The organism is Sphingomonas mucosissima, assembly GCF_002197665.1.
Taxonomy (GTDB): Bacteria; Pseudomonadota; Alphaproteobacteria; order Sphingomonadales; family Sphingomonadaceae; genus Sphingomonas; species Sphingomonas mucosissima.
In genome coordinates this window covers 986,997-999,114 of sequence record NZ_NBBJ01000001.1, presented here as the reverse complement: position 1 = coordinate 999,114, position 12,118 = coordinate 986,997, and the positions used below count along the sequence as shown (strand labels likewise).

The 12,118-nt window shown below is 64.5% G+C and carries 11 protein-coding genes; 7 read left to right on the top strand and 4 right to left on the bottom strand.

Going from position 1 to position 12,118, the window contains the following annotated elements; all coding sequences use genetic code 11:
* Positions 1-56: 56 nt before the first annotated feature.
* Together SPMU_RS04775 and SPMU_RS04770 are read left to right on the top strand one after the other, a co-directional pair.
* Complete coding sequence (locus tag SPMU_RS04775; protein WP_169715635.1) at positions 57-1,820, top strand: sensor domain-containing diguanylate cyclase; 1,764 nt, start codon at positions 57-59, stop codon at positions 1,818-1,820.
* 68 nt (positions 1,821-1,888) lie between these two features.
* The gene (locus SPMU_RS04770) at positions 1,889-2,323 is read left to right on the top strand and encodes a PaaI family thioesterase (protein ID WP_088332384.1); all 435 of its coding nucleotides are present in this window, start codon (positions 1,889-1,891) and stop codon (positions 2,321-2,323) included.
* A gap of 2 nt (positions 2,324-2,325) precedes the next feature.
* Here SPMU_RS04770 and SPMU_RS04765 read toward each other — a convergent pair whose 3' ends face one another.
* From SPMU_RS04765 to serB, 4 genes are all read right to left on the bottom strand, one after another.
* Entirely contained in the window at positions 2,326-3,105 is a 780-nt protein-coding gene (locus tag SPMU_RS04765) for an SDR family NAD(P)-dependent oxidoreductase (RefSeq protein ID WP_088332382.1), read from the bottom strand.
* 139 nt (positions 3,106-3,244) lie between these two features.
* Positions 3,245-4,672: a glucoamylase family protein gene (locus SPMU_RS04760; protein WP_088332380.1), complete on the bottom strand. Its 1,428-nt coding sequence runs from the start codon at positions 4,670-4,672 to the stop codon at positions 3,245-3,247.
* Entirely contained in the window at positions 4,673-5,656 is a 984-nt protein-coding gene (locus SPMU_RS04755) for a LacI family DNA-binding transcriptional regulator (RefSeq protein ID WP_088332378.1), read from the bottom strand.
* A 130-nt stretch (positions 5,657-5,786) separates the two neighbouring features.
* Positions 5,787-6,680, bottom strand: a complete 894-nt coding sequence (serB, locus tag SPMU_RS04750) for a phosphoserine phosphatase SerB (RefSeq protein WP_088332376.1) — start codon at positions 6,678-6,680, stop codon at positions 5,787-5,789.
* Between serB and miaA the strand changes: the two genes are divergently transcribed.
* From miaA to SPMU_RS04725, 5 genes are all read left to right on the top strand, one after another.
* The gene (gene miaA / locus SPMU_RS04745) at positions 6,673-7,593 is read left to right on the top strand and encodes a tRNA (adenosine(37)-N6)-dimethylallyltransferase MiaA (RefSeq protein WP_245832754.1); all 921 of its coding nucleotides are present in this window, start codon (positions 6,673-6,675) and stop codon (positions 7,591-7,593) included. The genes serB and miaA overlap by 8 nt on opposite strands.
* Positions 7,594-7,673: 80 nt before the next feature.
* Positions 7,674-9,419 (top strand): acetolactate synthase 3 large subunit, encoded by a 1,746-nt coding sequence (locus tag SPMU_RS04740; protein ID WP_088332375.1) that lies wholly within the window; start codon positions 7,674-7,676, stop codon positions 9,417-9,419.
* Between the two features lie 81 nt (positions 9,420-9,500).
* Complete coding sequence (gene ilvN / locus SPMU_RS04735) at positions 9,501-10,016, top strand: acetolactate synthase small subunit (RefSeq protein WP_088332373.1); 516 nt, start codon at positions 9,501-9,503, stop codon at positions 10,014-10,016.
* 135 nt (positions 10,017-10,151) lie between these two features.
* Positions 10,152-11,171, top strand: a complete 1,020-nt coding sequence (gene ilvC, locus SPMU_RS04730; RefSeq protein WP_088332371.1) for a ketol-acid reductoisomerase — start codon at positions 10,152-10,154, stop codon at positions 11,169-11,171.
* Between the two features lie 146 nt (positions 11,172-11,317).
* Positions 11,318-12,067 carry a hypothetical protein gene (locus tag SPMU_RS04725; protein WP_088332369.1) on the top strand — a complete coding sequence of 250 codons (750 nt, stop codon included), beginning with the start codon at positions 11,318-11,320 and terminating at the stop codon, positions 12,065-12,067.
* The last annotated feature ends 51 nt before the right edge of the window (positions 12,068-12,118 follow it).

Genomic DNA, 12,118 nt, shown 5'->3' with positions numbered 1-12,118 from the left:
CGGGATCTTACCCAACCGCAACCGGGCGTTTACTATCATGGCTTACGCGCGCCTCTATGGTGAAGGTATCCGGACTACGAGCTTTTCCCCTGATCGTGTTCGGCCTCGCGTACTTCGTCGTATGTGCCGGTACGCTCCGCCTCACGCGCTTTGACGGCGGCGTTGCCTTTCTCTGGATCGCGACGGCCCTCCTCACGGCACGGCTGACCACGCTTCCGGTGCGGCAATGGGCAGGGCCGCTAGCCGTCTGCTCCTTGGCAAGCATCACGGCAACGTCGTTGTGGGGCTTTGGGCCAGCGATGGCGGTGCCCTTTGCCATCATCAACATGCTGGAGGCAGCGATCGGGGCTACCCTGCTGCACCGACTGGCGCCGCGGCGGCCGGTGCTCGACTCGAATCGCTGGCTGGTCAACTTCGTGATCGCGACCGGCGTTGTCGCGCCGTTGATCTCAGCCTGGCTTGCCGCTGCCATCATTGCCTTGGGGGCCGGGCAGCCGCCGCTGAAGAATGCGGTCAACTGGTACAGCGGGCATGCCCTGGGCACCCTCACCTTCATGCCGATCTTCATGCTTGTCATGCGGGGCGATGCGGCACGCCTGATCAAGCGGATGGACCGAAGCAGGTTGGCCGAGTTCTGCGTGCTGATGGCGCTGGTGAGCATCCTTTGCTACCTCAGCTTCGGACAGAACCGCGCGCCGCTGCTCTTCCTGCCGATGTTGCCGATGGTGCTCGCCACCTTCCGCGGCGGCGCACTGGCCGCCGCCGCATCAATCGTGATCCTCGCGCTGATCGGGGGAGCGCTGACGCTGCATGGGCACGGCCCGATCGCGCAGATCGACGCGCCCATCGGCACGCGAATGCAATTTCTTCAACTCTACATCGCTTGCGTGATGCTGACGATCCTGCCGGCCAGCGCCGAACTGCAGCAACGTACCAACCTGTTTCGCAAACTGCGGGAGAGTGAAGCGCGCTATCGATTGCTGACGGAGAATTCGACGGACATCGTGGTCAACCTCGATCGCACCGGCCGGCTGCAATTCGTGTCAGCATCAGTCAAGCAGATCAGCGGGTTCGACCCGGAAGAATTGGTTGGTCGGCCGGCCAGCGCACTGGTGCAACCCGACAGCGCCGCCCAGGCCCGTGCCGCCTTTCGACGAACCATCGCGGAACCGGATCGAACTCACGTGGATGAATTCCGGGTCGCGATCGGCCAGGGCGACATTCGCTGGTTCGAAGTGCAAAGCCACGCCGTGAAGGATGAGGCCGGGCACGTCACCGGCGTGGTGAGCGCCATTCGGGACGTATCCCACCGCAAGGCACGTGAAGAAAGCCTGGCCCGCGCGGCGTTGACCGATCCACTGACCGGCCTGGCCAACCGCCGGGGATTGGACGAGGAACTCAAGCAACGGCTTTCGTCCGGCTCGGGTGGCTGCTTGGCCTTGTTCGACCTGGATCATTTCAAGCGCATCAACGACACGCACGGGCACGCCGCTGGCGATGAGGTGTTGCGCCGCTTTGCCGCGCTCGCCCGCGCCAGCGTCCGTGCCCAGGATCTCGTCGCGCGCGTCGGGGGAGAAGAGTTCGCCGTCGTGCTGCCGGACGCGACCATCAGCCAGGCGACACTGGTTTGCGACCGCTTACGCCGCGCAATCTCCGGCACCGATCTGCGGGTCGAACACGGGCTCATCTCGGTCACCGTCAGCGGCGGCGTTGCGCCGTACCTGCGTGATCAGTCGGCTGAGGAGGTGCTGCGCGCTGCGGATCAGGCACTTTACCGGGCAAAACATGCAGGCCGCGACCAGCTGGCTCTCGCTGCATGATCGGCGCCACTTGATAGAGAACCAAGCAGCGGACACTGTGCCTCGATAACAAGACGATGAGAGGCCGAATGAGCGACCAAGATCCCGCAATCCATGAGCTGAGCCGTACGCTGGGGCTGGTGCGCGTCATCGAAATGGACCCGGCGGGCCGGGCACGGCTCGAATATCTCGCGGGCCAGCACATGTGCCATTCGGGCGGGGTCGTTCAGGGCGGATTTGTCACTGGCTGGATCGATGCCGCCATGGCCCATGCGGCGATCGCCATGGGCGGGCCGGACATCGTACCGGTGTCGCTCGAACTGAAGGTCAGCTTCTTCGCGCCGGCGAGACCAGGGTCGGTCATCGCCGAGGGCTGGGTTGAGCGTCGGGGGCGCAGCACCTGCTTCTTCGAAGGACGGCTGCTGGACTCAGCCGGCAAGGTGCTGGCCAAGGCCAGCTCGACCCTGATGCTCGCCGCGCGAGAGCGCGTGGAACAAGCATCAAAGTCTGCGGCGGCAAGCTGATGTCAGGCGTTGCGCGCCATTAGGCCGCCGTCCACCGGGATGATCGCTCCCGTGACAAAGCTGGCTGCCGGAGCGCAGAGACTGGCCGTCATGAACGCTACCTCTTCGGGCAGGCCGTAGCGGCGGAGCGCCGTGCGGCGTGCGGCGTAGGTCTGCTTCGCCTCGCCGGGAATGGCCTGCGTCATGCCGGTTTCGACTGGGCCGGGGCAGATGCAATTCACCGTGATGCCCGAGTTGCCAAGTTCGACCGCCAAGCTCCTGGTCAGCCCGATGACGCCTGCCTTTGCGGCTGAATAGGCACTGAAACCGGCGGTTGCGCCCAGCCCCTCCGTTGACGCGATGTTGACGATGCGCGGGTTGGCGGCACGGCGAAGGTGCGGCAGCGCGGCGCGGATCAGGCGCTGCTGAGCGGTCAGCAACACAGAGATGTGCCGATCCCAATGATCATCATAGCTGGGATCATCGATCGGGAGGTTCGCGGAAATCCCCGCGTTGTTGACGATGATCGACAGATCGCCAAAGCTTGCCGCGACTTCCTGAGCGACGCTGTTGATCTGCGCGGGATCGGCAACGTCGAGCGTCCACGCCGATGCACGCAGCCCTTCGCTCGCGATCTCCTCCACGACGGCCTGCACCGGCTCGAGCCGCACGTCGGTGACGGCGACGCTGGCACCCGCGCGGGCCAACAGGATCGCGGTGGCGCGACCCATGCCGCTGCCGGCACCAGTGACGATCGCACCAGCGCCATCCAAGCGCGCGCTTATCGCGGGAATGGGTCGCATCAGGTCTCTCCTTTTTGTCTTTTGTCGAATCGGCTTGGATCCGCAGACTAAGCGAGACGGGGCTTGGATTGCACGCGGGGTGGCTTCGGTGCCCTTTGAGCCGCTTAGGGCAGCCGGCCGAGACAGCGCGGCCGGCTGATCATTCCAGCCATCCGCCGGTGAAGCCTGCGCGCGCCAGTCCGCGGCGGATCACAGGACTGTTCCGCAGCACCTTCCAGATGAAATCATGACGATGGTTGGCGGCTTGGATGAGGATCAGCGCTTGGTTGAGCGCCAGATAGTCGCGGGCCATCCAGCCCCTTTCCGGGCTGACGCTGCCGGTCTCCACCTTCGCGTCGGGGAAGCGGAAGCTGGGGTTGTATGCGTTGAGAAAACCATATTCGCGGTAGAGCCCCGGAACGGACATCAACGCGCGCGCCGTTGGCAGGACGATCTCCGGCGCGAATGGAAGGCTTCCGAGGGCGGCGGCCGGCCCAATCGTGCCGTCATCGCGCTCGCCGGGCTGATCCAGCGGGCCACGCGCGGCGTACCCGTGGAAGGTCCGGGTGTCACCCTTGAACGCCAGCCGGCAATCTCCCGGGCCGTCACAGGCGGTCAGCCCCCAGAGGTCCGCTGAATAATCCTCCCAGCGCAGCGGATTTGAGATACAATATGCCCGGTTCGCATAGGTCGCCCGCCGGCTGTTCTCGAAATAGTCGAAGCCCGCGCCGCGCATCACGGTGTCCCGGACCCCGCGGAAGTCGATCCACATATGGCTGAGCTGATGGCCGACCAACGGTGCATAAGCGAGGTGGCGAGCATCGCCTTCGCCGCGCCAGAGCAGCGGATAGTTCGCGCTCCAGGCCTCCCAGGCGCCATCTTCCGCGGCGTGCCGCGCGGAGCCCAGCGCCAGCAGCACCGCCACCATGCCCTCGTTATAGCCTGTCAGGGCAGGCTCGGCGAAGCCGCTCTCCGGGCGCCAGGCCAGTGCCAGTCTCTGGCTGCCGTTCTGGAACCACAACCATTCGGCGCGCTCGACGATGTCGGTGGCTCGCCGCCGGATTTCGCGCTCCTCCTCCGTTTCGCCGTTCCACCATCCCGCCGCGAACAGCATCCCCATGTGGAGCATGGCCGTGTCCAGGCTGGAGAGATCCGCTTTTCTGTGGCGAACGCCTGTTCTCATATCGAGCAAGCGGTAGAAGAAGCCGCGATGGCCCGACATGCCGGTGGGCCTGTCCCCCTGCGGCGCGCTGTCGAAAAAACGTAGGGTGGCCAGCGTCAGATCGCGCGCAAGATCGCGCCGTATCCAGCCACGATCAACGGCGAGCGGCCAGATCGCAAGCGCCGCCCCGGCCGCCGCGATGCTCGCGCCGCTCGGGCTGGGCCAGCGATCCGGTATCAAGCCGTTGGCTGGGTTAACCGTGTCGCGGAAATATCGAAATGTTCGGTACTCGATCTCTTCATAGAAACCGGGCAGCACCAGAAGCTTGGACGCAGGAGCGACCGGGATGGCCGGATCGGTGCAGCCTGCCGCAAATCCTGCCAGGCCGATTGACGTGGTTGCGAGAAACGTCCGGCGATCAAGCATTCACGGCTCCCGCACGGTTGTGCCCCGCACGATCAGTGCTGGAACGATAAGCTCGTCGGTAGGCTCTTCGTCCTTCGCCTCCACCGATGCGATCAATCGCGCGGCGGCACGGGTGCCAATATCCGCCATATGAACGCGGATGGTGGTGAGCGAGAGATAGCGCGCAAGGGGCACGTCGTCGAAGCCGGCGAGCGCGACGTCCTCCGGAATGCGCCGGCCCGCCTCCCGCAGCGCCTGAAGCGCGCCAAGCGCCATCATGTCGTTTGCAGCGAATACGGCATCGAACGGCACCTTGCGTGCCAGCAGCTCCGCGATTGCCGCAGCCCCCGATGGCTCGGTGAAATCACCCTCGAGCACGTGCACGTCCGCCCGTTGCGGCAGTGCAGCCTTGAAACCCTCGTATCGTTCCCGAGCATCGGAGTTGTTCGCCGGCCCGGCGATGTGAACGATGTGACGGCGGCCGATATCAAGCAAGTGCCGCGTGATCGCCTCCGCGCCGCCGCGATTGTCGACGCGCAGCGTGCTTCCGCCCTTGGATGCGGGCGTGTTGATCATCACTTTTGGCAGGCTGCCCGGCAGCATGGCGGCAAGCGCCGCCGGATCGACGTGCGGCGCCATCACCACGAGTCCATCGACACGCCCACGCACCGCGCGAAGCGCCTGAATCACGTGGTCCCGACCGTCCTGTATATTGGAAAGCAGAAGGTGATATCCTCGCGCACTTGCCTCCCGGTCCAGCCCGCGAATGATCTCGGAGAAGAATTCGCCGTGCAGATCCGGTAGCACCACACCGATTGCGTGCGAGCGGGCAAGGCTGAGGCTGCGTGCGCCAGCGTGGGGCACATAGCCGAGCGCGTCGGCCGCGGCGATGACACGGGCACGCGTATCCGGATGAACGTTCGCCGCGCCATTCAGCGCGCGTGATACCGATGCGACCGACACGGCAGCCCGGCGCGCCACATCGCGGATCGTGGCTTGTGTCATTCCCCCATCCTCTGCCGCCGCACGATTGTCAGCGGATCTACGTAACCGATTACAGAGGGGCAACGGCTATTCCGGCCTCTGGACGTAGCGATTGCAGCCAGCATCGTCGGCAGTTCAGGGCCGGCAGGAGCTATACCGAACGGGTGCTGTCGACCCACTGCGAGCGTGCGATCCCCTGCGCCCAAAGCAAGGACGTCAGATCATTGTGGTCTATACGCGCTGCAGCGGCCGCGGCGACGACCGGCTTGGCGTGATAAGCGACGCCAAGACCCGCAATGTTGATCATCGCAAGATCGTTCGCGCCGTCACCCACGGCGAGCGTGCTATCATCCGGCAGGTTCAGATCTGCTCGCGCCGCGCGGAGGGTCTGCTCCTTGGTGGCGGAGTCGACAATCGGCTTGGCGACGGTGCCCGCCAATTGGCCGTCGGCCACGTCGAGACGGTTCGCGATCGCGCGGTCGAAGCCGATCTCGGCGGCGACCGGCTCCGCGAACGCCGTGAAGCCACCGGACACCAGGATGGTGGTCGCGCCGCGTGCTCGCATGGTGCGGACCAACGTGCTCGCGCCGGGCATCAGGCGCACGCGTTCGTTTCGGCAGCGTTCGATCGCGGCAGCATCTAGCCCCTTCAACAGCGCGACCCGGGCATCGAGCGCGGCGGCAAAATCCAGTTCCCCGCGCATCGCCGCCTCGGTGATCTCCGCGATCTGCGGCTTGATGCCGGCATAATCCGCCAGTTCGTCGATGCATTCGACGGTGATCATGGTCGAGTCCATGTCCGCCACGAGCAGGCGCTTCTCGCGCCCGCCGCTGGGCTGAACGACCACGTCTACCCCCGCAAAGGCCCCCTCAAGCGCGGAGCGTGCCGCTTCCATCGCCGAGGCAAAGGGGATATCGGCGGCGTCGCCTTCATCGATCCAGACCCATTGGTCCGGCTCGCACCCGGCGCCGGCCATTCGCTCAACGGCGCTCGACAGGGTTTGGGGCGACAGGCGACCGGCTGCTATCAAGGTTGCAGTGAACAAACGCGTTTCCCTTCCGAAGCTGGCGCTCATTGCAGGGCCGACCGCGAGCGGCAAGTCATCCTGCGCCTTGGCCGTGGCGCAGCATACCGGTGGCATGATCATCAACGCAGATGCCAGCCAAGTGTACCGCGATCTGCGCGTCATTACCGCACGACCGACGATCGAGGATGAGGCGAAAGCGGAGCATCGCCTCTACGGCCATGTCGACGGCGCGGCGCCATATTCGGCGGCGCAATGGGCAGACGATGCGCGCGCGGCGATCCATGAAGTGATCGCACAAGGACGCTTGCCGATCCTGACCGGCGGGACGGGACTGTACATGCGCACGCTGCTGGACGGCATCGCCCCCGTGCCGCCGATCGATCCGGAGATCAGGGAGGAGGTGCGCGCCCTTCCCGTTGCACAGGCGCATGCAGCGCTTTGCATTGAAGACGCGGTGGCGGCGCGGCGCTTGGCGCCAGCCGACAGCGCGCGGGTGGCCCGTGCGTTGGAAGTGGTACGCTCGACAGGCCGCTCGCTGCACGAATGGCAGGCGGAGCGGTCGGGCGGCATCGCGGATCAGGTATCGCTCGTGCCGCTGATCATTCTGCCGGATCGGGCGGGGTTGAACGCGCGGATCGAAGCACGACTTACAACAATGTTCGCGGACGGGGCCGTTGCGGAGGTTAAGGCCTTGTTTCAGCGCACTGAAATCCCTCCGTCGGCACCCATTCGGCGCGCGATCGGGGTGGAAGAGATTGCCGCATTCCTGCGCGGGGAGATCGACGAAGGAGAAGCCCGCGCCCGGATCGCGCTCGCGACGAGACGCTATGCGAAGCGGCAATTCACGTGGTTTCGGCACCAGTTTCCGGGACACTGGGCACGAGTGCAGACAGTCGACAAACCCGGAATTGAAAGAATATTTCAACATTAGGCGTTGACGCGCAACTTTTTGCACCGTAGCGCCCCAACCTGCTGCTGCCATGCAGCACAACGATCGGAAGGAATTACAAGGTGACTGAGAAGAGCGGAGCAGACATCCTGGTCGAGGCGCTGTGCGATCTCGGCGTGGACGTCATCTTCGGCTATCCAGGTGGCGCCGTCCTTCCGATTTATGACGCGCTGTTCCGGTCGGGCCGGATCCGGCACGTGCTGGTTCGTCACGAGCAAGCCGCGACCCATGCTGCGGAGGGCTATGCGCGCTCGACGGGCAAGCCTGGCGTTGTTCTGGTTACGTCGGGGCCCGGCGCGACCAATGCAGTTACCGGCATCACCGATGCTTTGCTCGATTCGATCCCGATGGTCGTCATCACGGGCCAGGTGCCGACCGCGCTGATCGGCTCGGATGCGTTCCAAGAGGCCGACACCGTCGGGATTACTCGGCACTGCACGAAACATAATTATCTGGTGAAGGACCCCGCCTTGCTCGGCGGCGTCATTCACGAGGCGTTCCATATCGCCACCTCCGGGCGCCCCGGGCCGGTCGTCATCGACATCCCCAAGGACGTTCAGGTGGCAACTGCCGCCTACCAGAAGCCGGGACCGATCCAGCACAAGACCTATCGCCCGGCGTTGAAGGCGGACCGAAGCGATATCGAGCAAGCGATCGACATGCTGGCCGCTGCCGAACGCCCGATCTTCTACACCGGTGGCGGAATCATCAATTCCGGCCCGGCGGCGTCGCTGCTGTTGCACGAACTCGCCCGGCTGACGGGCGCGCCTGTCACCTCGACGCTGATGGGCCTCGGCGTCTTTCCGGCGAGCTCGCCGCAGTTCCTCGGCATGCTGGGCATGCACGGCACCTATGAAGCCAATATGGCGATGAACCAGGCCGACCTGATCATCGCGATCGGCGCGCGCTTCGACGATCGCGTCACCGGGCGGCTCGATGCCTTTTCCCCGAACAGCCGCAAGGTTCACATCGACGTCGATCGGTCGAGCATCAACAAGACGGTGCGGATCGATCTGGGCATCGTTGCCGATGCCGGCCACGCGATGGAGGACATGGTCCGCATCTGGAAGGCGCGGCAGCATCCCAAGCCCGACACCGCGGAATGGTGGCGGAGGATCCAGGGCTGGCGCGCCGTCCAGTGCCTGAACTTCCCGCAGGACAATGAAGTCATCATGCCGCAGCGCGCCGTCCGTGCGCTGTGGGAGGCGACGCACGCCCGAGAACCGATCATCACCACGGAAGTCGGCCAGCATCAGATGTGGGCGGCCCAGCATTTCGGCTTCGAAAAGCCGAACAAGTGGCTGACCTCGGGCGGGCTAGGAACGATGGGCTATGGCCTGCCGGCAGCGATCGGCGCGCAGCTCGGCAATCCGAATGCGCTCGTCATCGACATCGCCGGCGAAGCCTCGATCCAGATGAACATCCAGGAGCTGGCGACGGCGACGCAATATCGCCTCCCGGTGAAGGTTTTCATCCTCAACAACGAATATATGGGAATGGTCCGCCAGTGGCAGGAACTCACCTATGAGAGCCGCTATGCCGAAAGCTATTCGGACTCGCTTCCCGATTTCGTGAGGCTGGCCGAGGCTTATGGCTGGAAGGGCATTCGCATCGAGCACCCGGACCAGCTGGACGCGGGGATTGCCGAGATGCTTGCTCATGACGGCCCTGTGATGGTGGACTGCATGGTGGCGAAGCTTGCCAATTGCTTCCCGATGATCCCGAGCGGCGCCGCCCATACTGACATGATCCTGCAGGCCAACGAAGTATCGGGCACCATGGATGACGAGGCGAAGGCGCTGGTCTGATACGACCCGCCGCAAGCAACCTCTATCAAGACCTAACCTCCCCGCCCCTCTCCGCCGTGAGAGGGGGAGAAGGAAAAGACAGTGCATATCAAATCGGAAACGGCAGAGCGGCACACGCTTGCTGTCATCGTCGACAACGAGCCGGGCATTCTCGCGCGGATCGCCGGGCTGTTCACCGCACGCGGCTACAATATCGAAAGCCTGACGGTGAGCGAGATCACCGTGGACAAGGCGGTGAGCCGGATCACGATCGTGACGTCCGCCAGCAAGCCGATGCTGGAGCAGATCGTGGCGCAGCTTGATCGCCTCGTGCCGGTTCACAAGGTCCGCGACCTCACCGCCGAGGGCGCGCATGTCGAGCGCGAATTGGCGCTGGTGAAAGTGCGCGGTGTCGGCGACCATCGGATCGAGGCGCTTCGGCTGGCGGATGTTTATCGTGCGCGAGTGGTCGATGCGACGACATCCAGCTTCGTCTTCGAAGTCACCGGCGGGACCGAGAAGATCGACAAATTCGTCGAGCTGATGAGCGAGGTCGGCCTGATCGAAGTCGCGCGCACCGGCATTGTCGCCATCGCGCGCGGCAAGGATGCGGCATAGCAGTTTTCCGTCATCTCTGCGGAGGGTTCTCATCAAGCTAGAACTTTGATTGGGCTCACAGGCGGGGATCCATAATCACTGACCGCAGCGAGCATCGATGCCCGCCTCCGCGGAAATGACGAAAGGGGTAATACAATGCGTGTCTTCTACGATCGCGACGCCGATCTGAACCTGCTCTCCTCCAAGAAGATCGCCATCGTGGGGTATGGCAGCCAAGGCCATGCCCATGCGCAGAACCTTCGGGATAGCGGCGTGAAGGACGTGGCAATCGCGCTTCGGGAAGGATCCGCGACGGCAAAGAAGGCGCAGGAGGCTGGCTTTCAGGTCCTGTCAAACAAGGAAGCGGCCGGTTGGGCCGACATCCTGATGATCCTCGCGCCTGACGAACATCAGGCGGCGATCTGGGAAAATGACCTGAAGGGCAACATGAAGCCGGGCAGCGTGCTTGCCTTTGCGCATGGCCTCAACGTTCACTTTGGCCTGATCGAGGCGCCGGCGGATCTGGACGTGATCATGATCGCGCCCAAGGGCCCCGGCCACACCGTGCGCAGCGAATATGTGAAGGGCGGCGGGGTCCCCTGCCTCATCGCCATTCACCAGGACGCCAGCGGCAATGCGCACGACATCGCGCTGGCCTATGCCTCGGGCGTCGGCGGCGGCCGCTCGGGCATCATCGAGACCAACTTCAAGGAAGAGTGCGAGACCGACCTGTTCGGCGAGCAGGCGGTGCTGTGCGGCGGCATCACGCATCTGATCCAGGCGGGATTCGAGACGCTGGTCGAGGCGGGCTATGCGCCCGAGATGGCCTATTTCGAATGTCTTCACGAGACCAAACTGATCGTGGACCTGCTGTATGAAGGCGGCATCGCCAACATGCGCTATTCGATCAGCAACACGGCCGAATATGGCGACATCACCACCGGCCCGCGGATCATCACCGACGAGACCAAGAAGGAAATGAAGCGCGTGCTGGCCGACATTCAGTCGGGTCGCTTCGTCAAGAACTTCGTGCTGGACAACCGCGCCGGGCAGCCCGAGCTGAAGGCAGCACGCAAGGCCGCTGCCGCGCATCCGATCGAGCAGGTCGGCAGCAACCTGCGCGCGATGATGCCGTGGATCGGCGCGAACAAGCTCGTAGACAAAGAGAAGAACTAAGATTTGCGAGATTGCCGAGCGGACCTCTCCGCTAGCTGGGGAGCAGCTCGGCAATTCGGCAACTCGGCGGGCCCGGACTCAACCCGTGGTTCGCCGAAGTAAGCGCTGGATTGTAGGTACTTCCCCAACCCGCTAGGCGCGCAGCGATGCGCGCGGCGTCTCCCACCTATACGGCGTATCGGGCTAAGCCTTCTGCGCGCGATCGCGCGGCATCGATCGGGCTCGCCCTTACGATCGTCGGATTGCTGATCCTCGTGCTGATCAAAATGGGGGGGATTCCGCTTCTGCCGCCTGGCGACGAGCGCCCGCTGTCGACCTTTGACGTCGGCAGCCCTGCACCGGCGCAGGAGCGTAGCTCGGAACGGACGGAACAGCGCCGACAAGAGCAGACCCAGCGGGCCGAACGGAGGCCGTTGCCCCCTGCACCGCCGACCCTTCCACCCCCGCCGATCGAGCTGCCGGGCGTGATCAACCTTTCGCGCGCCGATTATGCCGGAGCCGACATCGGGCGGATTCCATCGGCGGCCGTGGAGGCGGGAGGCAAATCCGCGGGAGGTGCCGATAGCGGCAGCGACCAGGGCGTCCCGGGCGCTGGACCCGGCGGCGAGACACTATATGCGGCCGAGTGGGTTCGTGAGCCCACCCGTGCCGAGCTCGCGACGTACTTGCCAGCCCGTCAGGAGAGCGGATGGGGCGTAATCGCCTGCCGGACCGCGGAGCGGAACCGCGTAGATGATTGTCGTGAGATGGGCGAAACGCCTGGCTCCGGCATCGCCCGTGGGCTTCGCCGCGCATCCTGGCAGTTCCTCGTCCGCCCGCCGCGGGTGAATGGAAAGCCGATGATCGGCGTGTGGGTGCGCATCAAATTCGACCTGACGGTGGGGATCGAAAAATAATGGAAACGGGTTGTTTTACGTGAGGAGCTTTCCTGCCGGAGCGCGTTGTGG

What these genes read in the sequence shown, in the direction of transcription:
- ilvC (WP_088332371.1), top strand. Translation starts at nt 10,152, where the DNA reads ATGCGTGTCTTCTACGATCGCGACGCCGATCTGAACCTGCTCTCCTCC.
- SPMU_RS04760 (WP_088332380.1), bottom strand. Translation starts at nt 4,672, where the DNA reads ATGCTTGATCGCCGGACGTTTCTCGCAACCACGTCAATCGGCCTGGCA.
- SPMU_RS04725 (WP_088332369.1), top strand. Translation starts at nt 11,318, where the DNA reads ATGCGCGCGGCGTCTCCCACCTATACGGCGTATCGGGCTAAGCCTTCT.
- SPMU_RS04775 (WP_169715635.1), top strand. Translation starts at nt 57, where the DNA reads ATGGTGAAGGTATCCGGACTACGAGCTTTTCCCCTGATCGTGTTCGGC.
- SPMU_RS04770 (WP_088332384.1), top strand. Translation starts at nt 1,889, where the DNA reads ATGAGCGACCAAGATCCCGCAATCCATGAGCTGAGCCGTACGCTGGGG.
- SPMU_RS04755 (WP_088332378.1), bottom strand. Translation starts at nt 5,656, where the DNA reads ATGACACAAGCCACGATCCGCGATGTGGCGCGCCGGGCTGCCGTGTCG.
- SPMU_RS04765 (WP_088332382.1), bottom strand. Translation starts at nt 3,105, where the DNA reads ATGCGACCCATTCCCGCGATAAGCGCGCGCTTGGATGGCGCTGGTGCG.